General features: G+C 40.5%; 22 protein-coding genes and 1 pseudogene. 21 read left to right on the top strand and 2 right to left on the bottom strand.

What is annotated here, in order from left to right:
- Nucleotides 1-10 precede the first annotated feature (10 nt).
- The 17 genes and pseudogenes from EAL04_RS05620 (at nt 11) to EAL04_RS08255 (ending at nt 18,236) form a co-directional block, all read left to right on the top strand.
- Nucleotides 11-823, top strand: coding sequence for a 3'-5' exonuclease (locus tag EAL04_RS05620; RefSeq protein ID WP_120973870.1), 813 nt, complete (start codon nt 11-13; stop codon nt 821-823).
- 283 nt (nt 824-1,106) lie between these two features.
- The gene (locus EAL04_RS05625; protein ID WP_120973872.1) at nt 1,107-2,282 is read left to right on the top strand and encodes an acetyl-CoA C-acetyltransferase; all 1,176 of its coding nucleotides are present in this window, start codon (nt 1,107-1,109) and stop codon (nt 2,280-2,282) included.
- Nucleotides 2,283-2,292: 10 nt separating this feature from the next.
- Entirely contained in the window at nt 2,293-2,991 is a 699-nt protein-coding gene (locus EAL04_RS05630) for a CoA transferase subunit A (protein WP_097557330.1), read from the top strand.
- Entirely contained in the window at nt 2,988-3,611 is a 624-nt protein-coding gene (locus EAL04_RS05635) for a 3-oxoacid CoA-transferase subunit B (RefSeq protein WP_001206235.1), read from the top strand. Before EAL04_RS05630 ends, EAL04_RS05635 begins: the two co-directional genes overlap by 4 nt.
- A gap of 19 nt (nt 3,612-3,630) precedes the next feature.
- Entirely contained in the window at nt 3,631-4,995 is a 1,365-nt protein-coding gene (locus tag EAL04_RS05640) for a TIGR00366 family protein (RefSeq protein WP_120973874.1), read from the top strand.
- 125 nt (nt 4,996-5,120) lie between these two features.
- Nucleotides 5,121-6,122: a lipid A deacylase LpxR family protein gene (locus EAL04_RS05645; RefSeq protein ID WP_000465187.1), complete on the top strand. Its 1,002-nt coding sequence runs from the start codon at nt 5,121-5,123 to the stop codon at nt 6,120-6,122.
- A 232-nt stretch (nt 6,123-6,354) separates the two neighbouring features.
- Entirely contained in the window at nt 6,355-8,496 is a 2,142-nt protein-coding gene (locus tag EAL04_RS05650; protein WP_120973877.1) for a hydantoinase/oxoprolinase family protein, read from the top strand.
- Between the two features lie 11 nt (nt 8,497-8,507).
- The gene (locus EAL04_RS05655) at nt 8,508-10,805 is read left to right on the top strand and encodes a hydantoinase B/oxoprolinase family protein (RefSeq protein ID WP_001285085.1); all 2,298 of its coding nucleotides are present in this window, start codon (nt 8,508-8,510) and stop codon (nt 10,803-10,805) included.
- Between the two features lie 16 nt (nt 10,806-10,821).
- Nucleotides 10,822-11,322, top strand: a complete 501-nt coding sequence (locus tag EAL04_RS05660) for an acetone carboxylase subunit gamma (RefSeq protein ID WP_162982503.1) — start codon at nt 10,822-10,824, stop codon at nt 11,320-11,322.
- 203 nt (nt 11,323-11,525) lie between these two features.
- Entirely contained in the window at nt 11,526-11,717 is a 192-nt protein-coding gene (locus tag EAL04_RS05665; protein WP_120973881.1) for a DUF262 domain-containing protein, read from the top strand.
- Between the two features lie 9 nt (nt 11,718-11,726).
- Entirely contained in the window at nt 11,727-12,755 is a 1,029-nt protein-coding gene (locus EAL04_RS05670) for a hypothetical protein (RefSeq protein WP_120973883.1), read from the top strand.
- Entirely contained in the window at nt 12,748-13,134 is a 387-nt protein-coding gene (locus tag EAL04_RS05675) for a diacylglycerol kinase (protein WP_120973885.1), read from the top strand. Before EAL04_RS05670 ends, EAL04_RS05675 begins: the two co-directional genes overlap by 8 nt.
- Nucleotides 13,135-13,149: 15 nt before the next feature.
- Nucleotides 13,150-15,633, top strand: coding sequence for a DNA topoisomerase (ATP-hydrolyzing) subunit A (gyrA, locus tag EAL04_RS05680; protein WP_120973887.1), 2,484 nt, complete (start codon nt 13,150-13,152; stop codon nt 15,631-15,633).
- A complete protein-coding gene (locus tag EAL04_RS05685) occupies nt 15,633-16,106 on the top strand; it encodes a hypothetical protein (protein ID WP_162982504.1) in 474 nt (157 codons plus the stop codon). The genes gyrA and EAL04_RS05685 overlap by 1 nt, the downstream gene beginning before the upstream one ends.
- Complete coding sequence (gene flgR, locus EAL04_RS05690) at nt 16,103-17,248, top strand: transcriptional activator FlgR (protein WP_120973889.1); 1,146 nt, start codon at nt 16,103-16,105, stop codon at nt 17,246-17,248. The genes EAL04_RS05685 and flgR overlap by 4 nt, the downstream gene beginning before the upstream one ends.
- 164 nt (nt 17,249-17,412) lie before the next feature.
- Nucleotides 17,413-17,568, top strand: a complete 156-nt coding sequence (locus EAL04_RS08010; protein ID WP_205585806.1) for a hypothetical protein — start codon at nt 17,413-17,415, stop codon at nt 17,566-17,568.
- Nucleotides 17,569-17,771: 203 nt separating this feature from the next.
- A pseudogene (locus EAL04_RS08255) lies at nt 17,772-18,236 on the top strand (hypothetical protein).
- Nucleotides 18,237-18,541: 305 nt separating this feature from the next.
- Here the strand turns inward: EAL04_RS08255 and EAL04_RS08130 are convergent.
- Entirely contained in the window at nt 18,542-18,727 is a 186-nt protein-coding gene (locus EAL04_RS08130) for a hypothetical protein (RefSeq protein ID WP_120973910.1), read from the bottom strand.
- 163 nt (nt 18,728-18,890) lie between these two features.
- Nucleotides 18,891-21,716: an excinuclease ABC subunit UvrA gene (gene uvrA / locus EAL04_RS05710; protein WP_205585808.1), complete on the bottom strand. Its 2,826-nt coding sequence runs from the start codon at nt 21,714-21,716 to the stop codon at nt 18,891-18,893.
- Nucleotides 21,717-21,880: 164 nt separating this feature from the next.
- Between uvrA and hopE the strand changes: the two genes are divergently transcribed.
- The 4 genes from hopE to EAL04_RS05730 all read left to right on the top strand — a co-directional run bounded on the left by hopE (nt 21,881) and on the right by EAL04_RS05730 (nt 25,276).
- Entirely contained in the window at nt 21,881-22,702 is an 822-nt protein-coding gene (hopE, locus tag EAL04_RS05715) for a Hop family outer membrane protein HopE (protein WP_162982505.1), read from the top strand.
- 175 nt (nt 22,703-22,877) lie between these two features.
- Entirely contained in the window at nt 22,878-23,804 is a 927-nt protein-coding gene (gene rsmH, locus EAL04_RS05720; protein ID WP_120973895.1) for a 16S rRNA (cytosine(1402)-N(4))-methyltransferase RsmH, read from the top strand.
- A gap of 20 nt (nt 23,805-23,824) precedes the next feature.
- Nucleotides 23,825-24,169 (top strand): hypothetical protein, encoded by a 345-nt coding sequence (locus tag EAL04_RS05725; RefSeq protein ID WP_001022687.1) that lies wholly within the window; start codon nt 23,825-23,827, stop codon nt 24,167-24,169.
- A 204-nt stretch (nt 24,170-24,373) separates the two neighbouring features.
- Nucleotides 24,374-25,276, top strand: a complete 903-nt coding sequence (locus tag EAL04_RS05730) for an SAM hydrolase/SAM-dependent halogenase family protein (RefSeq protein ID WP_120973897.1) — start codon at nt 24,374-24,376, stop codon at nt 25,274-25,276.
- Nucleotides 25,277-25,445 lie beyond the last annotated feature (169 nt).

Here is a 25,445-nt window from a genome sequence, read left to right on the forward strand (position 1 = left end):
GGGGCGTGTGATGTTGTGCGTGTTTGATATAGAAACCATTCCTAGCGTTAGCTTGTGTAAAGAGCATTTCCAATTAGAAGAAAATGATGCGCTAAAAATCTGTGAACGGAGTTTTGAAAAGCAAAAAGAAAAAAGCGGGAGCGAGTTTTTGCCTCTTTATTTGCATGAAATTATCTCTATTGCAGCGGTCATTGGCGATGATTACGGGCAGTTTGTCAAAGTGGGGAATTTTGGTCAAAAACACGAGAATAAAGAGAGCTTTACAAGCGAAAAAGAGCTTTTAGAAGACTTTTTTAGATACTTTAACGAAAAGCAACCGCGCTTAATAAGCTTCAATGGCAGAGGTTTTGATATGCCCCTACTCACGCTCAAAGCCCTTAAATACAATTTAACCTTAGACGCTTTTTACAGCCAAGAAAACAAATGGGAGAATTACCGCACGCGTTATAGCGAGCAGTTTCATTTGGATCTAATGGATAGCTTGAGCCATTATGGATCCGTTAGGGGGTTGAATTTGAATGGCATTTGCTCTATGACGAATATTCCTGGTAAATTTGATGTGAGCGGGGATTTAGTGCATGCGATTTATTACGACCCTAAGAGAAGCCAAAAGGAGAAAAAGGAGATTATTGATAGCTATTGCCAAAGCGATGTGCTTAACACTTACTGGCTTTTTTTAAAATACGAAGTGTTAAAAGGGGCTTTAAATAAAGAGCAATACCTTGGGCTATTGAATGATTTTTTAGCCAAATTCCCTAAGGAAAAATCCTATTCAAGCGTTTTTACTAACGCTTTAGAGAAAGAGATTAGGGAGTTTATTTAAAACCCTATTAAAACCCTGAAACTAGGTAAAGACTGCTTAGAAAGAAAATTTTTTTAAAGCGTTAGAGAAACATGAGCCTAAAGCGCGTATCTGCTTGATTTTGGATCCCCACTTGAAGCTGTATTGTGCAATAATCATTGAACGATAAGAATAATATTTTTGAGAAAAAAATAAACGGATCGCCCTCAATCCAAAACAAAACCTAAAACAAAATCAAACCTGTTAGGGTGTCAATCACCTAAAAGTGATACTATGATGAGTAAATCAACTTAAAGGCAAAGACATGAATGAAGTGGTTATAGTGGCAGCAAAACGTAGTGCTGTAGGGAGTTTTTTAGGCTCTCTAAAGAGCGTTGGTGCTAGAGAAATGGGTGTTTGCGTGCTTAAAGACGCTTTGAATGCGAGCGGCCTTAAGCCTAGCGATGTGGATTCTGTCATTTTAGGCAATGTTTTAGGCGCTGGTTTGGGTCAAAATATCGCCAGGCAGATCCAACTGGACGCCGGTATCCCTAATGACAGAAACGCTTTCAGCGTCAATATGGTTTGCGGATCGTCTATGAAAGCTATCCAGTTAGCGCATGACAGCATCGTGCTTTGGCGCGATGAGGTGGTGGTGTGCGGTGGCGTGGAAAACATGAGCGCAGCGCCCTATCTGTCGTTTGACATGCGAGATGGGAAAAGAATGGGGAATGCGAACATGATAGATTCCATGATACATGATGGGCTATGGGATGCGTTCAATGATTACCACATGGGGATCACCGCTGATAATGTCGCTCAAGCATACCACATAAGCCGAGAAGATCAAGATAATTTCGCGCTCCAGTCGCAACTCAAAGCAAGAGCCGCCATTAATGCAAAGAAATTCCAAGAAGAAATCACGCCTATTGAAATAGCGAATAAAAAAGGCGTGGTGGTTTTTAAAGAAGACGAATACCCTAGAGACACGACGCTAGAATCCCTTGCAAAGCTCAAACCCGCTTTCAAAAAAGACGGATCGGTAACGGCAGGAAATTCATCAGGGATCAATGATGGCGCGAGTATTATCATTTTATGCAACGCTAAAAAAGCGCAAACATTGGGGTTAAAAGCCATGGCCACTATCAAGGGGTTTGGTTTGGGTGGTTGCAGTCCGGATATAATGGGTATATGCCCTAGCATCGCTATTAAAAACAACCTTAAAAATGTCAAAATGAATCTCAACGACATCAATCTTTTTGAACTCAATGAAGCTTTCGCCGCGCAAAGTCTAGCCGTGTTAAAAGAGCTTGAATTAAACCCCAATATCGTGAATGTGAATGGAGGCGCGATAGCGATTGGCCACCCTATTGGCGCGAGCGGCGCTAGAATTTTAGTGACTTTATTGCATGAAATGAAAAGAAGCGGGCATGGCGTGGGTTGTGCGTCGTTGTGCGTGGGTGGCGGTCAAGGGCTATCAGTGGTAGTTGAACAAAAATAAGGAGAATGAGATGAATAAGGTTATAACCGATTTAGACAAAGCGTTGAGCGCATTAAAAGACGGAGATACTATTTTAGTGGGCGGTTTTGGGCTGTGCGGGATACCCGAATACGCCATTGATTACATTTATAAGAAAGGCATCAAGGATTTGATTGTCGTGAGCAATAATTGCGGCGTTGATGACTTTGGGTTGGGCATTCTTTTAGAAAAAAAGCAGATCAAAAAGATTATCGCTTCGTATGTGGGGGAGAATAAGATTTTTGAATCGCAAATGTTGAATGGAGAAATTGAAGTCGTTTTGACACCGCAAGGCACGCTAGCTGAAAACTTGCGCGCTGGAGGGGCTGGGATACCCGCTTATTACACCCCAACAGGGGTTGGGACTTTGATCGCTCAAGGCAAGGAATCAAGGGAGTTTAACGGCAAAGAGTATATTTTAGAAAGAGCGATAACGGGCGATTATGGGCTTATCAAAGCCTATAAAAGCGACACTCTTGGGAATTTGGTGTTTAGAAAAACGGCTAGAAATTTCAACCCCTTGTGTGCGATGGCGTCAAAAATATGCGTCGCTGAAGTGGAAGAGATTGTCCCGGCCGGGGAATTAGACCCAGATGAAATACATTTGCCAGGAATCTATGTGCAGCACATCTATAAGGGCGAGAAATTTGAAAAACGGATAGAAAAAACCACCACAAGGAGCGCGAAATGAGAGAGGCTATCATTAAAAGAGCGGCAAAGGAATTAAAAGAGGGCATGTATGTGAATTTAGGGATAGGCTTGCCCACGCTGGTGGCTAATGAAGTGAGCGGGATGAATATCGTTTTCCAAAGCGAGAACGGGCTATTAGGGATTGGCGCTTACCCTTTAGAGGGGGGCGTTGATGCGGATCTTATCAATGCAGGAAAGGAAACCATAACCGTGGTGCCGGGCGCTTCGTTTTTCAATAGCGCGGATTCGTTTGCGATGATTCGTGGGGGGCATATTGATTTAGCGATTTTAGGGGGGATGGAAGTCTCACAAAATGGGGATTTGGCTAATTGGATGATCCCTAAAAAACTCATAAAGGGCATGGGAGGGGCTATGGATTTGGTGCATGGTGCTAAAAAAGTGATTGTCATCATGGAGCATTGCAACAAATACGGGGAGTCTAAAGTGAAAAAAGAATGCTCATTGCCCTTAACGGGAAAAGGCGTGGTGCATCAATTGATAACGGATTTAGCGGTGTTTGAGTTTTCCAATAACGCCATGAAATTAGTGGAATTGCAAGAGGGGGTCAGCCTTGATCAAGTGAAAGAAAAGACAGAAGCTGAATTTGAAGTGCATCTATAGCTTATAAAAGGGGGTGTTTATGTTTTTATTAAGGCATTTGACTTCAGCGTGCGTGTTTTTGGCGTCTAAATGTTTGCCGGACTCCTTTGTCTTGGTCGCTCTTTTATCGTTTGTCGTGTTTGTCCTTGTTTATTGCTTGACAGGGCAAGACGCTTCGTCTGTCATTTCTAGTTGGGGGAATGGTGCTTGGACGCTTTTAGGTTTTTCTATGCAAATGGCCCTTATTTTGGTGCTAGGTCAGGCTCTAGCTAGCGCTAAATTAGTCCAAAAACTTTTAAAATACTTGGCGTCTTTACCTAAGGGGTATTATACCGCTTTATGGTTGGTTACTTTTTTATCGTTAATCGCTAATTGGATCAACTGGGGTTTTGGCTTAGTGATTAGCGCGATTTTTGCAAAAGAGATCGCCAAAAATGTTAAAGGGGTGGATTACAGGTTGCTTATCGCTAGCGCTTATTCGGGTTTTGTCATCTGGCATGGGGGGTTATCCGGCTCTATCCCTTTAAGCGTTGCTACCCAAAATGAAAATCTGTCCAAAATGAGTGCTGGGGTGATTGAAAAAGCCATTCCTATCAGTCAGACGATTTTTTCTGCCTATAATTTAATCATTATAGGGATCATTCTTATAGGGTTACCCTTTTTAATGGCAATGATCCACCCTAAAAAAGAAGAAATCGTTGAGATTGATTCAAAGCTTTTAAAAGACGAATACAAAGAGATTGAACTCATTGATCACCAACAAGACAAAACGATCGCGCATTTTTTGGAAAACAGTGCTTTGCTTTCTTATCTTTTGGTTTTTTTGAGTTTTGGGTATTTGGGTATTTATTTTTTTAAAGGGGGAGGGATTAGTTTAAACATTGTCAATACGATTTTCCTTTTTTTAGGGATTTTGCTCCATAAAACCCCTTTAGCTTATGTGAAAGCGATCAATCATTCCGCTAGGAGCGTGGCTGGGATTTTACTCCAATTCCCTTTTTACGCTGGGATTATGGGGATGATGGCAAGCCATAGCGTGGGGGGGCATTCTTTAGCGCAAATGCTTTCTTTAGCCTTCACGCACATCGCTAATGAAAAAACTTTCGCGCTCATGACTTTTTTGAGCGCTGGGATTGTCAATATTTTCATCCCATCTGGTGGGGGGCAATGGGCGATTCAAGCTCCTATCATGCTCCCTGCTGGGCAGAGCTTGGGGGTGGATCCGGGCGTGGTTTCTATGGCTATCGCTTGGGGAGACGCTTGGACGAACATGATACAGCCTTTTTGGGCTTTGCCTGCGTTAGCCATTGCGGGTTTGGGCGCTAAGGATATTATGGGCTATTGCGTTTTGACTTTAATTTTTGTAGGCTTAGTGGTGTGCGGGGTGTTTTATTTTTTGGTGTGAGTTTTTCTTATGCCTAAAACCACGCTCTTTTCAATGGGTAAAGTTTTCTCTTTTTACCCTTTAAACGCTCTTGTAATTAAGACTTATTTCGTTACAATAACCGCATAATAACCTAAGGAAGTGTTTTGTTTTTCAAATTTATTTTATGTTTATTATTAGGGATGTTTGCATGGGCAAAAGAGGATATTCCTACCCCATTAACGCCCTCTAAACGCTATTCTATCAATTTGATGACTGAAAATGATGGTTATATCAACCCTTACATTGATGAGTATTACACGGCAGGCAATCAAATAGGCTTTTCTACTAAAGAATTTGACTTTTCTAAAAATAAAGCGATGAAATGGTCTTCGTATTTAGGGTTTTTCAATAAAAGCCCTAGGGTTACTCGTTTTGGTATTTCTCTCGCCCAAGACATGTATACCCCTTCGCTTAAAAACAGAAAACTGGTGCATTTGCATGACAACCACCCTTATGGGGGGTATTTACGGGTGAATTTGAATGTGTATAACCGCCATCAAACTTTTATGGAATTATTCACGCTTTCTTTAGGCACGACAGGGCAAGATTCTTTGGCCGCTCAAACGCAACGTCTCATTCATAAATGGGGTCATGACCCCCAATTTTATGGCTGGAACACGCAGCTCAAAAACGAATTTATCTTTGAATTGCACTACCAATTGCTAAAAAAAGTCCCCCTTTTAAAGACTCGTTTTTTTTCTATGGAGTTAATGCCCGGGTTTAATGTGGAATTGGGTAATGCGAGGGATTATTTCCAACTCGGCTCGCTCTTTAGGGCTGGGTATAACTTGGACGCTGATTATGGTGTCAATAAGGTCAATACCGCTTTTGATGGGGGCATGCCTTATAGCGATAAGTTTTCCATCTATTTTTTTGTAGGGGCTTTTGGGCGCTTCCAACCTCTTAATATCTTCATTCAAGGCAATAGCCCTGAAACTAGGGGCATTGCTAATTTGGAATACTTTGTTTATGCCAGTGAAATAGGAGCGGCTATGATGTGGCGTAGCCTCAGGGTGGCTTTTACGATCACTGATATTAGTAAAACCTTTCAATCCCAACCTAAGCACCACCAGATCGGCACATTAGAATTGAATTTCGCCTTTTGATTTAATATCAGTTTATATTTTTCTTCCTATATGATATTTATATGATATTTTTGGGCAATTTAAGATGAATATCGGTAGCGTTTTGAATGAACTTGTTACTACTTTTCACTTTATTACACCAAATTTTCCCTTATTACAAACAACTTTGAAATAAACGATTTCCATTTAAAAATCAGCCCTACAATTCGAATAGGTTACCTCGAGCAACACTTTAATACAAGGAGTCTAAAAAATGAAAGACGCAAGAGTTCAGGTGATGGGTATTGATGCCGGTGGCACCATGACGGACACATTTTTTGTGAAAGAAAATGGCAGTTTCGTAGTCGGTAAAGCCCAAAGCAACCCAGAAGATGAGAGTTTAGCTATTTATAATAGCTCGCAAGACGCTTTATCGCACTGGCAATCGGATGTGAGTAAGGTTTATCCAGAGTTGGTCACTTGCGTGTATTCAGGCACGGCGATGCTCAATCGGGTCGTCCAAAGGCGCGGGATGGAAGTGGGCCTGATTTGCAATAAGGGTTTTGAGCAAATGCATTCTATGGGTAGGGCGTTGCAATCCTACTTGGGGTATGCGCTAGAAGAAAGATTGCATATCAACACGCACAAGTATGATGATCCGCTGATTCCTTTAAAAAGGATTAGAGGCGTTACAGAAAGAACCGATGTCAAGGGGCAAGTGGTTATCCCAGTGCGCCAAGAAGAGGTTAAAGTTGCTATTAAGGAACTTTTAGAAGCAGGCGCGAAAGCCATTGTGATTTGCTTGTTGCAATCTCATAAAAACGCTGAAAGCGAGCGGATTGTTAGAGATATAGCGTTAAAAGAGCTGGAAAAATTGGGTAAAAATATTCCTGTATTCGCTTCTGTGGATTACTACCCTCAAAGAAAAGAAAGCCACAGAATGAACACCACCATCTTAGAAGCTTATGCGGCTGAGCCAAGCAGGCAAACTCTCTCTAAAGTCAGTAACCGCTTCAAAGAGCATGGCGCTAAATTCGATCTTCGTGTGATGGCAACGCATGGAGGCACCATTAGTTGGAAAGCTAAAGAGCTCGCTAGGACTATTGTGAGCGGCCCTATTGGAGGCGTGATTGGATCTAAATTGCTAGGCGAAACGCTTGGTTATGACAATATTGCATGCAGCGATATTGGCGGCACGAGCTTTGATATGGCGCTTATCGTTAAGAGCAATTTCAATATCGCTTCTGACCCTGATATGGCGCGTCTTGTTTTATCTCTACCGCTTGTGGCTATGGATTCCGTTGGTGCGGGCGCTGGGAGTTTTGTGCGCATTGATCCGCACAGCCGATCGGTCAAACTAGGGCCTGACAGCGCGGGGTATAGAGTTGGCACTTGTTGGAAAGACAGCGGTTTAGACACGGTTTCGGTAACCGATTGCCATATTGTTTTAGGCTATTTGAACCCGGATAATTTCTTGGGCGGCCTAATCAAATTAGATGTGGATAGGGCTAAAAAACACATTAAAGAGCAAATCGCTGATCCGCTAGGCATTAGCGTAGAAGATGCGGCTGCGGGTGTGATTGAGTTGCTTGATTTGGAGCTTAAAGAATACTTGCGATCCAATATTAGCGCTAAAGGGTATAGCCCATCTGACTTTGCGTGCTTTTCGTATGGTGGTGCGGGACCTGTTCACACTTATGGCTATACAGAAGGCTTAGGGTTTAAAGATGTGGTAGTGCCTGCATGGGCGGCTGGGTTTAGTGCTTTTGGTTGCGCTTGCGCTGATTTTGAATACAGATACGACAAGAGCGTTGATATAGCTATTCCGCAGTATTCTTCAGACGAGTCCAAAATAGAGGCATGCAAGATCATTCAAGACGCATGGGATGAATTGACTCTCAAAGTGATTGAAGAGTTTAAGATCAATGGATTCTCTGAAAAAGATGTGATCTTAAGACCTGGATACAGGATGCAGTATATGGGGCAATTGAATGACTTAGAGATCACTTCTCCTGTGTCAAAAGCTGCAAGCGTGGCTGATTGGGAAGAGATTGTCAAAGAATATGAAAAAACCTACGCTCGCGTTTATTCTGAATCAGCGTGTTCTCCAGAGCTTGGCTTTAGCGTGACCGGCGTGATCATGCGTGGTGTTGTGGCTACGCAAAAACCAGTGATTCCGGTTGAAAAAGAGCATGGTGCTACGCCCCCAAAAGAGGCCAAAGTAGGCGTTAGAAAATTCTATCGTCATAAGCAATGGGTGGATGCGGATGTGTGGCACATGGAAAAGTTACTGCCTGGAAATGAAGTCATAGGGCCTGCGATCGTGGAAGCGGATTCAACCACCTTTGTGATACCCAAAGGCTTTGCGACAAGACTAGACAAACACCGATTGTTCCACTTAAAAGAAATTAAATAAAGGAGTTCAAAATGGCAAATTTATTGAAAAACGGCAAAACTTTAAAACAAGCTAGAGATGAAATCCTAGCCAGGACAGAAAAAACAGGGCATTACAATGGTCTCAAAAAACTAGAGTTTAAAGAAAGAGATCCGATTGGTTATGAGAAGATGTTCTCTAAATTAAGAGGCGGTATCGTGCATGCCAGAGAAACAGCTAAAAGGATTGCTGCAAGCCCTATTGTTGAGCAAGAGGGGGAATTGTGCTTCACGCTTTATAACGCTGTGGGTGATAGCGTGCTGACTTCTACGGGCATCATTATCCATGTAGGCACTATGGGATCGGCTATTAAATACATGGTAGAGAATAATTGGGAAGATAACCCTGGTATCAACGATAAGGATATTTTCACCAATAACGACTGTGCGATTGGGAATGTGCACCCATGCGATATCATGACTCTTGTGCCTATCTTTCACGATGAAAAATTGATTGGGTGGGTAGGTGGCGTTACGCATGTGATTGATACGGGATCAGTTACTCCAGGATCGATGAGCACCGGGCAGGTTCAAAGATTTGGGGATGGATACATGATCACTTGCCGTAAAACAGGGGCGAATGATGAGAGCTTTAAGGATTGGTTGCATGAATCTCAAAGATCGGTAAGAACGCCTAAATATTGGATTTTGGATGAAAGGACTAGGATTGCAGGATGCCATATGATTAGGGATTTAGTGATGGAAGTCATTAAAGAAGACGGCATTGATTCTTACATGCGATTTATTGATGAGGTGATTGAAGAAGGGAGGAGAGGCCTTATCTCTAGGATCAAATCCATGACCATACCCGGCAAGTATAGAAAGGTAGCGTTTGTGGATGTGCCTTATGCGCATAAGGATATTGGCGTGTGCTCTGAATTTGCTAAGCTAGACACGATCATGCACTCTCCTGTGGAAATCACTATCAATAAGGACGCTACATGGAAATTGGATTTTGATGGCGCGTCTAGGTGGGGATGGCACTCTTTCAATTGCAACCAAGTGTCTTTTACTAGCGGTATTTGGGTGATGATGACTCAAACATTGATCCCCACTTCTCGCATCAATGATGGCGCTTATTTTGCGACTCAATTCAGACTCAAAAAAGGGACTTGGATGAATCCAGATGACAGGCGTACCGGGCATGCTTATGCGTGGCATTTCTTGGTATCAGGTTGGAGCGCTTTGTGGAGAGGCTTGTCTCAAGCGTATTACAGCCGAGGGTATTTAGAAGAGGTCAATTCCGGAAACGCTAACACTTCCAATTGGCTGCAAGGCGGTGGTATCAACCAGGATGGAGAAATCCATGCGGTGAATAGCTTTGAGACGAGTTCTTGTGGGACTGGAGCTTGCGCGATAAAAGACGGCTTAAATCACGCAGCGGCTATTTGGAACCCAGAAGGCGATATGGGTGATGTTGAAATTTGGGAAATGGCAGAGCCTCTTCTTTATTTAGGCAGGAATGTCAAAGCCAATACCGGTGGGTATGGGAAATATCGAGGCGGTAACGGGTTTGAAACCTTAAGAATGGTGTGGGGCGCGCATGATTGGACCATGTTCTTTATGGGTAATGGCTATATGAATAGCGATTGGGGTATGATGGGAGGCTATCCAGCGGCTAGTGGTTATAGGTTTGAAGCGCACAACACCGATTTAAAAAACAGGATTAAAAATAACGCCAGCTTGCCTTTGGGAGGCGATTTTAACCCAACTGATCGAGATTATGAAAAGCACATTTCTCATGCGTCTCAAGTCAAAAGGGATAAGCAATGCATCACCACCGAGAACTGCTTTGATAATTATGACTTGTATTTGAACTACATCAAAGGCGGTCCTGGATTTGGCGATCCTATTGAAAGGGATTTGAACGCGATTTTAGAAGATCTAAACAGCAAACAGCTATTGCCAGAATACGCTTACAAGGTTTATGGCGCGGTGGTGAGTCAAAATAAAGACGGCGTGTGGGTCGGCGATGAAGCCAAAACGAAAGCCAGAAGAAAAGAAATTCTTGAAAACAGAAAGGCTAGATCCATACCGGTAAAACAATGGATGGAGCAAGAAAGAAACGCTATTCTTGAAAAAGAGGCTTCCAAACAAGTTAAGCACATGTATGCGACTAGCTTTGATCTCTCGCCTAAGTTTTTGAATGATTTTAAAACATTCTGGAACTTGCCAAAGAGCTGGAGCGTGAAAGAAGATGAGCTTGGCGTATTCACCTATGGATCTAAATACAGGATGGATTTGAGCAAATTGCCTGATGTGCGCACAGTTCTGTTGGTTGATGAGAAATAAAGAAAGGAGAATGGTCATGTCAAAATACACACAAGAACAAATTAAAAATTTGGTAGAGGGGAACTTGGATTGGAACACTGTCTTAAAAATGCTGAGCATGCCTAAAGATCATGAAAGGTTTCAAATGTATTTGAAGGTGTTGCAAGATAAGGTAGATTTTGATGACAAAATCGTCTTACCCTTGGGACCGCATTTGTTTGTGGTGCAAGATCCTCAAAAGAAGTGGGTCATTAAGTGTTCATGCGGCCATGCGTTTTGCGCTCCAGAGGAGAATTGGAAATTGCATGCAAACATCTATGTGCGCGATACAGCAGAAAAAATGGAAGAGGTGTATCCTAAACTCTTAGCCAGTGATACCAACTGGCAAGTGTATCGGGAGTATATTTGCCCGGATTGCGGCATCCTTTTAGATGTTGAAGCCCCAACTCCTTGGTATCCTGTGATCCATGATTTTGAGCCTAATATAGAGGTGTTTTATAAAGATTGGCTAGGCATACAGCCCCCAGAAAGACGCTAAAATCGCTCAATCCTTTTTATGAAGAGGCTTTATGCCTCTTTGACACACTTATAAAAAGCTTGGGTTAATTCAACTCAAGCAAATTTTTATTCAATACCAACAAATTCAGCCACAAATTAGGACTTTTTCAAAATTTTAAGCTCTTTTTCTTTTTTTTTGATTTAATACTCGGTATAATTTTAATCCACCTAAAAGGAAAAGCTATGAAAGTAACACAAGGCATTGCTAACGACTTTTTTGCCCTAACAAACACGATATTTTCTACTCTTATACACCAGCGAAACTACACTTGGGAAGAAAAAAATTGTGGAAAATTACTGCAAGATATTGTCAATATCTCTAAAAATAAGAAAATGTATTTTATGAGTTCTATCACTATACTTTCAATAAAATAAAGGGTTTTTTTGACTAAAAAATTCATGTCTTGGATGGTGGTTATTGGGGCTTTAATTTGCGTGCTTTTAGGGGTGTTTATCTTCTTTACTAGCATGTCGGTTAAAAAATCTTTAACCGCTTATCTTAACGCTTATTTGGATCAACGCCCCCATATTAAGGGCATGGGGATTGTAGGCGCTCCTTTTGAATGCGAAGGGTTTTTTAAAATCGCATGCGTTTCTAAAGAGCTCAGTTTTTTAGACTCTCAAAACTCCCCTATTATGGATTTTAAAAATTTAAATATCAAGCTCCATTCTTTAGATAAAAGCTCTCTTACCCTTTCTGTCCATTCTCAAATCAAATCCCCTATTTTAGAACAAGATATTCAGCAAAAAATCCATCAAATCCCCCTAAAAGACTTGAATACCTTATTAGAAAAAATGAAACCCACGCACTTGAATTGCTCTTTAAAATTCAACGCTTTAGATGAAAAAACCTTAAACGATAATTTAAAATGCGATTTGACTAATGCGGAAAATATCCTTGCTTACACTTTTTTTCAAGAGGGTTTAATGGAGACTCAAGAAAATCTCTCCCTTAAAAATATTTTTAAAACCTTGAGTTCTAAAGACGCTAAAGCCATAGAAGAGTTGCAAGACAAACTGCGTTTTTCAGCGCCAAAGTTGGGCGTTTCTATCCAAGCACACCATCTTAAAAACCTTTTGGAAGCCTTTTATCACCAAAATAAAGAGAGTTTGGGCTTTTTTTCCCCTTATTTTAGTTTGCGATCTCAAACCCCTAGCGTCTCTTATGAAAGCGCGTTAGCTTCTTTAGAAAACTATTTTATAGCCTTGTTCCAATCCCGTTTTAAAGACAATACAGCACTCCAACAAAATTTTAAAGGATTGTTGCAAGCCTTTGTTTCTATGGCTAAAGACAAACGATCCCAAATCGCTCTTAACGCCCAAGCTAAAGACAACGCCAAGCTGACTTTTAACGATTTGTTAGAAAGCCTTAGCGTGAATTTCTTTCAATCTTACAAAATAAGCCATGAGTGATTTCAAAGTCCCCCCCAAAGCTAAAGGGTTTAAACGCCTTTTTAAAGCCCTTTTTTATTCTAAAGATGGGCTTAAATGCGCATGGGCTGAAGAGAGCGCGTTCAAGCAAATTGTCATCTTGGCTCTTTTTTGCATCGTTCTAGCGAGCTATTTAACCAAAGATTTTTTAGAATGGGGGCTATTGATCTTGCCTTGCTTTTTATCGGTGGTGATTGAACTCATCAATAGCTCCATTGAAAAGGCTGTGGATTTTACTGGCACTGAGTTCCACCCTTTAGCTAAAAAGGCTAAAGACATGGCCAGTTCGGCCCAACTGATAGGGCTTATTTTTTGGGCTTTTGTTTGGGGGCGTTACCTTTTAACGCTTTATTTTAATTAAATTTTAGGGAGACACATGCAAGATCATTTAGTCAATGAAACAAAAAATATTGTAGAAGTGGGGATTGATTCTTCTATTGAAGAGAGCTATTTAGCCTATTCCATGAGCGTGATCATAGGGCGCGCCTTACCGGACGCTAGAGACGGCTTAAAGCCTGTGCATAGGCGTATTTTGTATGCGATGCATGAATTAGGCCTTACTTCCAAAGTCGCTTATAAAAAAAGCGCTAGGATCGTGGGTGATGTGATTGGTAAATACCACCCCCATGGCGATAACGCGGTTTATGATGCGTTGGTGAGAATGGCGCAAGATTTTTCTATGCGCTTGGAATTAGTGGATGGGCAGGGTAACTTTGGCTCTATTGATGGCGATAACGCTGCAGCGATGCGTTACACTGAAGCCAGAATGACTAAGGCGAGTGAAGAAATTTTAAGGGATATTGATAAGGACACCATTGATTTTGTGCCTAATTATGATGACACCTTAAAAGAGCCAGATATTTTACCAAGCCGTCTGCCTAACCTTTTAGTCAATGGGGCTAATGGGATCGCTGTGGGGATGGCGACTTCTATCCCCCCCCACAGGATGGATGAAATCATAGACGCTTTAGCGCATGTCTTAGAAAACCCTAACGCTGCATTAGATGAAATTTTGGAATTTGTTAAAGGGCCTGACTTTCCCACTGGTGGGATCATTTATGGCAAGGCGGGTATTGTTGAAGCCTATAAAACGGGGCGAGGGCGCGTGAAAGTGCGGGCCAAAGTGCATGTGGAAAAGACGAAAAACAAAGAAATCATCGTTTTAGATGAAATGCCTTTCCAAACCAATAAAGCCAAATTAGTGGAACAAATCAGCGATTTAGCGCGAGAAAAACAAATTGAAGGCATTAGCGAAGTGCGCGATGAGAGCGATAGAGAGGGCATTAGAGTGGTGATTGAATTAAAAAGAGACGCGATGAGTGAAATTGTCTTAAACCATCTCTACAAACTCACCACCATGGAGACCACTTTTAGCATCATTCTACTGGCTATTTATAATAAAGAGCCTAAGATTTTCACGCTTTTAGAATTGTTGCGCCTTTTTTTAAACCACAGAAAAACCATTATTATAAGACGCACGATTTTTGAATTAGAAAAGGCTAAGGCTAGAGTGCATATTTTAGAGGGCTATTTGATCGCCTTGGACAATATTGATGAAATCGTGCAGCTCATTAAATCAAGCCCAAGCCCAGAAGCAGCCAAAAACGCCTTAATGGAGCGTTTTACTTTGAGCGAGATCCAAAGCAAAGCCATTTTAGAAATGCGTTTGCAACGCTTAACAGGCCTTGAAAGGGATAAGATCAAAGAAGAATACCAAAACCTGCTAGAGCTTATTGATGATCTCAATGGCATTTTAAAGAGCGAAGATCGCTTGAATGAGGTCGTCAAAACAGAGCTTTTAGAAGTCAAAGAGCAGTTTTCTTCTCCAAGGCGCACTGAAATTCAAGAATCTTATGAAAGCATTGACACAGAAGATTTGATCGCTAATGAGCCTATGGTAGTGAGCATGAGCCATAAAGGCTATGTGAAAAGAGTGGATTTAAAAGCTTATGAAAAGCAAAATCGTGGCGGTAAAGGCAAGCTTTCAGGCAGCACTTATGAAGACGATTTCATTGAAAACTTTTTTGTGGCTAACACGCATGATATTTTGCTCTTTATCACCAATAAGGGGCAATTGTATCATCTAAAAGTCTATAAAATCCCAGAAGCGAGCCGGATCGCTATGGGTAAAGCCGTTGTGAATTTAATCTCGCTCGCTCCGGATGAAAAGATCATGGCAACTCTAAGCACTAAAGATTTTAGCGATGAGCGTTCTTTAGCTTTCTTCACAAAAAATGGCGTGGTGAAGCGCACCAATTTGAGCGAATTTGAAAGCAACAGGAGTTGTGGTATCAGAGCGATTGTTTTAGATGAAGGCGATGAATTAGTGGGCGCAAAAGTTGTGGATAAAAACGCTAAGCATTTGCTCATCGCATCGCATTTGGGCATTTTCATTAAATTCCCTTTAGAAGATGTGCGCGAGATCGGAAGAACGACTCGTGGGGTTATAGGGATTAGGCTGAATGAAAATGATTTTGTTGTCGGTGCGGTCGTCATTAGCGATGATAGCAACAAGCTTTTGAGCGTGAGCGAGAACGGGCTTGGCAAGCAAACTCTAGCCGAAGCGTATAGGGAGCAATCTCGTGGAGGTAAGGGGGTCATTGGCATGAAGCTCACTCAAAAAACCGGCAATCTAGTGGGCGTTATCAGCGTGGATGATGAGAACCTAGATTTGATGATCCTTACTGCGAGCGCGAAAATGATTAGAGTTTCCATTAAAGACATTAGAGAAACCGGAAGAAACGCCAGTGGGGTAAAACTCATAAACACCGCTGATAAAGTCGTGTATGTCAATTCTTGCCCTAAAGAAGAAGAGCCAGAAAATTTAGAAACCTCACGTGCGCAAAATTTGTTTGAGTGATGCGTTTCTTTTCATTCTGTTATTTTTTATTTTATTTTTTAGGGGTTTCTTTGCATGCCCTAAGCCCCCTAGAAGAACAAGAATTTTTAATTTCGTACCGCTTGAAAATCGTTGATTCTAGAGTGATGGGCGAAGAGTATTCTGTCTCTAAGCCTATTGTCAGCCGCATTAAAACAGCCCCCTATGTTTTAGACTATCATTGCTCTATCATCACTCGCAACTTACCCGATTTGAAAAACCCCTTGCTCCAAACCAAACTAGAACGCTTCCTTTTAGAAATAGCGTTAAAAAAGGAAAAAGAGCGAGTCATTGATTGCCTTTTAAAAAGCCAAGTCGCTATCACGCATTATGATCATAGCTATAAAAACGGCACCACTACCACGAGCATTCTTAACCTCAAAGCCTTAAGCGTTAGAGCGAGTTTAGTGGGAGATGCGCTGTCTTTAGATATTTTTAGAAAGGAAGAAGAATGAAAATCGCCATTGTAGAAGATGATATTAACATGCGTAAAAGCCTGGAGCTTTTTTTTGAGCTTCAAGACGATTTGGAGATTGTGAGTTTTAAAAACCCTAAAGACGCATTAGCGAAACTTGATGAAAGCTTTGATTTAGTCATCACGGATATTAACATGCCCCATATGGACGGCTTAGAATTTTTACGCCTTTTAGAAGGCAAGTATGAATCCATTGTGATTACCGGTAATGCGACCTTGAATAAAGCCATTGATTCCATTCGTTTAGGCGTGAAAGACTTTTTTCAAAAGCCTTTTAAACCAGAATTGCTTTTAGAATCCATCTATCGCACTAAAAAAGTTTTAGAATTTCAAAAAAAACACCCTTTAGAAAAACCTTTAAAAAAACCACACAAACACAGCTTTTTAGCCACTTCAAAAGCTTTAGAAGAGAGCAAACGACAAGCCTTAAAAGTCGCAAGCACGGACGCTAATGTCATGCTATTAGGCGAAAGCGGGGTGGGTAAGGAAGTTTTTGCTCATTTCATCCACCAGCATTCTCAGCGCTCCAAGCACCCTTTTATCGCAATCAACATGTCCGCTATCCCAGAGCATCTATTAGAAAGCGAGCTTTTTGGGTATCAAAAAGGGGCGTTCACGGACGCCACAGCACCTAAAATGGGGCTTTTTGAAAGCGCGAATAAAGGCACGATCTTTTTAGATGAAATCGCTGAAATGCCCTTTCAATTGCAAAGCAAACTTTTAAGAGTGGTTCAAGAAAAAGAAATCACGCGCCTTGGGGATAATAAGAGCGTTAAAATTGATGTTCGTTTCATTTCCGCTACCAACGCTAACATGAAAGAAAAAATCGCTTCAAAAGAATTTAGAGAAGATTTGTTTTTTCGCTTGCAAATCGTGCCTATAACTATCGCGCCTTTAAGAGAGAGGGTAGAAGAGATTTTGCCCATTGCTGAAATCAAGCTTAAAGAAGTGTGCGAGGCTTATCATTTGGGGGAAAAATCTTTTTCAAAAAACGCCGCAAAACGCCTTTTAGAATATTCTTGGCATGGGAATGTGCGAGAGCTTTTAGGCGTCGTGGAAAGAGCGGCGATTTTAAGCGAAGGAGCAGAAATCCAAGAGAAAGATTTGTTTTTGGAAAAGTAGTTTGTAGGGCTTCTTTATAAACCATCTGCAACCAGATAAGTTTAATAAGTTTTAGTGATCACGCTATAATTTCATGGAATTATTAAAAGTCATTTATCAGAAACGCTTAAGGCTTTTTGCTTAAAGGGGTTTAAAGATTGGGGTTCAATCAATGGGGAGTTTTTATGTTAGCGAATGATTTTATTGTTAAGAAATTAAAAAACAAGGGATTACATGGTTTGTTGTGTAACAAATTGAGTAAAAGAGTGGATAGATTTGGCTATAGAGTGATTGGTGTTGGAGCGGATAAAGAGAGACTAACGAAGTTATTGTTCAATTGAGTGAGGAAAAGATTGTCAGATTGAGTAGTAAAACCGCTTTAGCAAATGATGATGATTTCATGGCGGGTATTTTTGATGAATTTAATGGATTAAAGGCTAATAAAGAACCACAAAAACCTAACTCGATCTATTATGGGTATGGCAGCTCTTATAAAATCATTGATGTTCTTAACGAGAAGGATGGTGATTTTATCAGTTGCAGATTGTTTATCGTTAAGGAATTAGGGGCTGATGAGTGTTCAGGGTTTTATGTGCCAGCTGTGATTGATAATAACAACACCACTCTTGCTGATTTGCTTGAAAATGGCGAGCCTACAATATATTATGAAACCAATTCTGCAAATATCAGGCGTTTTTTGGATAGAGGGCCTTACAACATTGAGTGGTTGATGAGAAAGTATTTGGAAGTTGGGTTTAGGAGTTGTAAGGTAGAGCGGATATAAGGAACGGAATTTGCGATCAAATTCTACTATAAAAAGTGGGGGTCTATGATTGATAGAGAAGTTAAAAGGCAATTCCCCAAATACCTTAAAGACTCAAAGAGAACAGCCGTTAAAATAACAAGCAAGGTGTTTTACGAGTTGTTGAGGGGGCCTTTGTTTGGCAATCTCCTTGGCAAAGATCCCATTCAAGCGATTATCATGCGGAAAGAAAACAATAATAAATAAAATCTTGTTTAATCTTCTTATTTTTTAAATTAAAAGTCATTTTTTAACCCCTAAGACCGTGCTACAAAAATTATCGTGCAATTAAAATTAAAATCAAACTCTTTACTATTGACTATAAAAAATGTTTTTTAGCATTTTTTATAATTTATGATTAACATTTAATGGCAATAAAGCCTTATTAGTAGTTTTTGTGTGGGACTAAAAATAGTGAGTTTAGGGGTTTTCAACCCTACCCCTTGTAATTTGGGCTATAGGGCGAAAATAATAGCGCCCGCTCTCACGATTTTTAATGGCTGATAACCTACTTATTTCAAGCTTTTTATAATCTCTAACATGGATTTAACTATGGCGCATTTTTCTTGCTTCATTCGTTGTGGCTCTTGTGTTTTAAACTCGTTTGTGGTAGGATTATTCCCATTAAGGTTTGAGACGCTATTGCCGTTTCTGTAATGGTTAGAGAGTGTCAGCTTGGTCTCTATTTTCCTTAATATTTTCTCAAACTCTCATGCGATGGATTTCAAAAGCATGGCTTCCTTGCTAACTCTTGCATGATTAAGCGGTTATTATTGCCGCTAGCTTTGTAATTTTTCTGCTCTCTAATATTTGGTTGTCTGTTATTTTCAGCCCTACATCGTTTCTACAAACCAATGCAAGCTATTTCAATTCCAAAGCTAAAAATTTTCCCGTATAGCTTTGGGTTTTTTCGCAATTTTGTGCCACCTCTAAAGGCGTGCCGCTCGCAATGACCCTCCCGCCCTTATCCCCCCCATCAGGCCCCATGTCTATAATGTAGTCAGCGTTTTTGATAATGTCTAAATTATGCTCAATCACCAGCATGGAATTGCCTAACACCACTAAAGAGTGCAAAACCTGTAAAAGGTGATTCACGTCTTCAAAATGCAAACCGGTAGTAGGCTCATCTAAAATGTAAAGGGTTTTGCCTGTGTCTTTTTTACTCAATTCTTTAGCCAATTTGATCCTTTGAGCCTCCCCCCCGCTTAAAGTCGTAGCGTTTTGCCCTAAAGTGATATAGCCCAAGCCCACATCTATAAGCGTTTTTAACTTCACAGCGATTTTAGGGAATTTAGCAAAAAATTCATAAGCCTCTTCCACGCTCATGTTCAACACATCGGCAATGGATTTGCCTTTCACCTTGATTTCTAAAGTTTGGGGGTTGTATTTAGCGCCCTTACAGCTATCGCATTGGACTAACACATCAGGCAAGAAATGCATTTCTATTTTAATGTCCCCATCGCCTTGGCATTTCTCGCACCGCCCTCCTTTAACATTAAAGCTAAAACGGCTCGCGCTATAGCCTAAAATTTTAGCTTCTTTTTGCTCAGCAAATAAAATCCTGATTTCATCCATCACTCCCGTGTAAGTGGCAGGGTTGCTCCGTGGGGTTTTGCCTATGGGGGCTTGATCTAAATAAATCACTTTATCCAAATGCTCCAACCCTACAATCTCCACCCCATTCAAGCTCTGAGCTTTTTTAGCATGGTTTAAAAGGGTTTGAGCGGTGGGTAAAAGGGTTTGTAAGATCAACGAGCTTTTACCGCTCCCGCTCACCCCCGTAATACACACCAATTGTTTTAAAGGGATTTGAACGCTCAAATTCTTAATGTTATTGATATTGACATTTTTAATTTCTAAAAAATGCTTTTCTTTAGGGGGTTCAAATTTAGGGCGCTCAATCTTTTTAGTGCCGTTGAGATACAAAGCGGTAGAATGGTTATTTTGCAATAACTCTTTCACGCTCCCGCTAAAAACCACTTCACCCCCATGCCTTCCAGCCTTTGGCCCAATATCCACAACAAAATCCGCATGCTTAATCGTCTCTTTATCATGCTCTACGACAATGAGCGTGTTCCCCTTTTTTTGTAAATTCCTAAGGGTGTTAATGAGTTTGAGCGTGTCCTTTTCATGCAAGCCAATGCTAGGCTCATCTAAAACATACAAAACCCCTGTCAAGCCACTCCCGATTTGACTAGCGATTCGTATCCTTTGGCTCTCCCCTCCGCTAATCGTTCGCGCATCCCTCCCTAAAGTCAAATACCCTAGCCCCACATCGTATAAAAAAAACACCCTTTCTAAAATCTCTTTTAAAATGGGTTCAGCGATCTTTTTTTCTTGCTCGTTAAGATAGCTAAAATGCGTGGGATCATTAAAAAAATGATAGACTTCTTCAATGGGCTTAGTTAAAAAATCCGCTATTTTCAAGCCAGCGACTTGAACGCTCAAACTGGAGGCTTTCAAACGATGCCCCTCGCATGAAGAACAGGTTTTTTCGCTCATGTAATCGCTCAAATCTTTTTGCTCTTTAAACATGTCATAAGCGATTTGGATAATGCCTTTCCAAGGGCGTTTTAAAGGGCTGTTTTTAAAATGAAAGCTGATTTCAGTGCCATTCCCATACAAAAGAGCGTCCTGCTGCTCTTTATTCAATTCATTAAAACAAAGTGCGGTGTCAATGCCATTATGAGCGCAAAAGCCTTCAAACATTTGAGCGTAATAACTGCGGTTATACCCAAAAATCACTTTGATCGCCCCTTGATTTAAAGGCGTGTTAGGATCTAAAATCTTACTAATGTCTAAACTGAATTTTGTCCCCAAACCCAAGCAACTTTCGCACGCCCCTTTAGGCGAATTAAAAGAAAAACTCAAAGGCTCTAATTCTTCAAAACTCATCTTGCATTTAAAGCATGCCTTATGCTCGCTGTAATGCTTTCTGATGCTTGGCACGTTGTCTTGCAAGATTTCCACTTCTAATTCCCCATAGCTTTCTTTAAGGGCTTTTTCTACTGCACTAGCGATCCGTGAATAATTTTCGCTATTGATAACCACCCTATCCACCACCGCTTCAATGGTGTGTTTTTTGGTTTTGTGCAAATGGATTTCTTCATCTAAACGCACCATCACCCCATCAACAAAAGCCCTCACATACCCCTTCAAACGCAAGCTCTCTAATTTATCGTTAAACGAACCTTTTTTATCTTTAATAATGGGGGCTAGAATAATGATTTTAGAATTTTCTTCTAAATGACAGATTTGAGAAATAATATCGCTCGCGCTCATAGAACTAATGGGTTCTAAACATGTGGGGCAAAATTGCTCCCCAACCCTTGCAAACAACAACCTTAAATAATCATAAATTTCAGTGATCGTCCCCACAGTGGATCTAGGGTTTTTAGAAGTGGTTTTTTGATCAATAGCAATCGCTGGGGTTAGGCCTTCAATTTTATCCACATTAGGCTTACCCACTTTGTCCAAAAATTGCCTCGCATAGCTGGACAAACTCTCCAAATAGCGCCTTTGGCCTTCAGCGTATAAAGTGTCAAACGCCAGAGTGGATTTACCCGAACCGCTTAATCCGGTAAAAACAACAAATTGGTTTTTAGGGATTTCTAAAAAGATATTTTTGAGATTGTTTTCCCTAGCCCCTTGAATAATGATCTTATCCATAATGGTTTTATGTTGCAAGAGTTTCCTTAAAATAAGAAAGTGGATTAAAAGGAGCTATTATACTTCAAAAAAGAATGGTTTTATTATCATTTCTTATTCATAAGAGTTAAAAATATTTGCTTGATTAAGGATAAACATGCTATTATTCTATGAGAAAATTTTAAAGATAGGAATGTAAAGGAATGGAATTTATGAAAAAGTTTGTAGCTTTAGGGCTTCTATCCGCAGTTTTGAGCCCTTCGTTGTTAGCCGAAGGTGATGGTGTTTATATAGGGACTAATTATCAGCTTGGACAAGCCCGTTTGAATAGCAATATTTATAATACAGGGGATTGCACAGGGAGTGTTGTAGGTTGCCCCCCAGGTCTTACTGCTAATAAGCATAACCCAGGAGGTACCAATATCAATTGGCACTCCAAATACGCTAATGGGGCTTTGAATGGTTTTGGGTTGAATGTGGGTTATAAGAAATTTTTCCAATTCAAGTCACTAGATATGACAAGCAAGTGGTTTGGTTTTAGAGTGTATGGGCTTTTTGATTATGGGCATGCCGATTTAGGTAAGCAAGTTTATGCACCTAATAAAATCCAGTTGGATATGGTCTCTTGGGGTGTGGGGAGCGATTTGTTAGCTGATATTATTGATAAAGACAACGCTTCTTTTGGTATTTTTGGTGGGGTCGCTATCGGCGGTAACACTTGGAAAAGCTCTGCAGCAAACTATTGGAAAGAGCAAATCATTGAAGCCAAAGGTCCTGATGTTTGTACCCCTACTTATTGTAACCCTAACGCCCCTTATAGCACCAATACTTCAACCGTCGCTTTTCAAGTGTGGTTGAATTTTGGCGTGAGAGCCAATATCTACAAGCATAATGGCGTGGAATTTGGCGTGAGAGTGCCGCTACTCATCAATAAATTTTTGAGTGCGGGTCCTAACGCTACTAATCTTTATTACCATTTGAAACGGGATTATTCGCTTTATTTAGGGTATAACTACACTTTTTAAACCCTTTAAAGGGTGTCTTTAAGCCCTTTTAGTCTTTATAAAAGGGATTTTAGTTTGAATTTTCACACCTTAAAAAGCTAAGATCAATTAAAAGAAACTTTTGAGCGTAACCAACAAAACCAATACCATTGAGTGGGCATTTGAAAAATTTATCTAGGGATTTTAGGGGGATTGTTTGCAAGAAATAGAAAATCTGCACCAAAGCGTTTTGTTGCAAGAAGTCTTGCAAGCGTTCACGCCTTTAGAAGAAGGGGTTTTGATTGATTGCACTTTAGGGTTAGGGGGGCATTCTAAAGCCCTTTTATCCCAAAAACCGCACTTAAAACTCATTGGCATTGATAAAGATAAGTTCGCTCAAGAAATCGCTAAAGAACGATTGAAAGCCTTTGAAGGGCGTTACAACCTCTTAAGCGGAGGTTTTGCCAAACGCTTTAAAGAAGCCCTAGAAATTCATGGCGAGCGAATCAAGGGGGTTTTAGTGGATTTAGGGGTGAGCTCCTTACAGCTTGATGATAACAACAGAGGGTTTAATTTCCACTCGCACGCTTTGGATATGCGCATGGATTTAGAGAGCGATTTGAACGCTCAAAAAGTCATCAACTCTTATCCTGTAATAGCGTTAGAAAAAATCTTTAGAGACTATGGTGAAATCAAAGAATACAAAAAAATCGCCCATAAAATTGCAGAAAGGCGCACTAAAAAACCCTTCAAAGACGCTAAGGATTTGAGCGAGTTTTTAAGCTCCCTTTCTAAAAATAAAAAAATCCACCCAGCGACATTAGTGTTTCAAGCCGTTCGCATAGAAGTCAATAACGAATTAGAAGAATTAAAAGAATTTTTACAATGCGCTAGAAACCTTAAGGGGGCGATTTTATGCGTGATTTCTTTTCATTCTTTAGAAGATGGGTTAGTGAAAAACGCTTTCAAAGATTACGCTAAAAATTGCATTTGCGATCCTTTAAGTTTCCAATGCACTTGCTCCAACAATCACGCTTTAGGCGCAATTTTAACCAAAAAGCCCATCACTCCAAGCCCAGAAGAAATTAAAAACAACAGGCGTTCACGAAGCGCTAAAATGAGAGTGTTTCAATTCAAGCCATGAGTAAGTTATATGAGTAAGCCATGAATATCAAAACCCATTCTTCAAATGAAAAAGAACGCTTTGTGCGCATAGAAGAGGATGAAAAGAAAGAATTATTCGCCGAAGCTACAAATGAAAATCCGCACGGCCTTTCTTTAATGGCTTTAATAGGGGTATTGGTTTTTGGGGGCGCGTTTTTAGCTCTGTTAGTGCCTAAAATTTATTTGAGCAATAATATCTATTATATTAGCCGTAAAATCAACACCCTAGAAGATCAAAAACGCCTGCTTTTAGAAGAACAACAAATCCTAAAAAACGAATTAGAAAAAGAGCGTTTTAAATACTATATAGAAAATAGTGAAAACATTGGCGATATTGCGTTTTAAGTGAAAAACCCCCTATCTTAAGAGAGCCTAATTAGCGTTAAAATTTTGTTTCAATACGAAATTTTAATCCCTTATAAAAACTTTAAATTGTGAAAAACAAACAAACAACCCCCTTAAATTGTATAATAAAAACACTTTAAGCCAACAAAGGATAACCATGAGAAAACCATTCATCCCACTTTCGTTATTCAGGAAATAATACAGATGAAAAAAACGATTTCAGCGTTGTTTTTATCAGCGTGCATAGGGTTATCGTCTGTTTATGCAGATAACGCTTTGATTTTACAAACCGACTTTAGCCTAAAAGATGGGGCCGTCTCGGCGATGAAAGGTGTCGCTTTCAGCGTTGATTCTAATCTCAAAATCTTTGATTTAACGCACGAAATCCCTCCGTATAACATCTGGGAGGGTGCTTACCGCTTGTATCAGACCGCTAGTTATTGGCCAAAAGGATCGGTATTTGTGAGCGTAGTGGATCCGGGCGTAGGCACTAAGCGTAAATCGGTAGTATTGAAAACTAAAAACGGCCAGTATTTCGTCTCGCCGGATAACGGCACGCTGACTTTGGTAGCGCAAACTTTGGGGATTGATAGCGTGCGTGAAATTGATGAAAAAGCTAACCGCTTGAAAGGTTCTGAAAAATCCTACACTTTCCATGGCCGTGATGTGTATGCCTATACTGGTGCACGCCTAGCTTCTGGGGCGATCACATTCGAGCAGGTTGGGCCAGAGCTTCCCGCAAAAGTCGTTGAAATTCCTTACCAAAAAGCGAAAGCCACAAAAGGGGAAGTGAAAGGCAATATCCCAATTTTGGATATTCAATATGGCAATGTTTGGAGCAATATCAGCGATAAACTGCTCGATCAAGCAAAAATCAAACTCAATGACACGCTGTGTGTAACGATTTCTAAAGGTTCCAAGAAAAAATACGAAGGGAAAATGCCGTATGTCGCAAGCTTTGGCGATGTGCCAGAAGGCCAGCCGTTGGTTTATTTAAACAGCTTGTTGAATGTTTCCGTGGCGCTGAATAGGGATAATTTCGCGCAAAAACATCAAATCAAATCCGGTGCTGATTGGAATATTGATATAAAGAAGTGTGCTAAGTAAAGTGCTTTTTAGAAAATTAAGGGGAGTTAGAGATTTTTAACCATCAAACTTTGATTAACACAGCCTAATTAATGCTAAATAAACCCCAAAACAAACGCTTGTTGTTAAAATTTTGTTTCAATATGAAACACTAATCCCTTGTAAAAACTTTAAATTTTAAAAAATAAAC

Origin of the sequence: Helicobacter pylori (assembly GCF_003638305.1) — a bacterium.
Taxonomy (GTDB): Bacteria; Campylobacterota; Campylobacteria; order Campylobacterales; family Helicobacteraceae; genus Helicobacter; species Helicobacter pylori_DJ.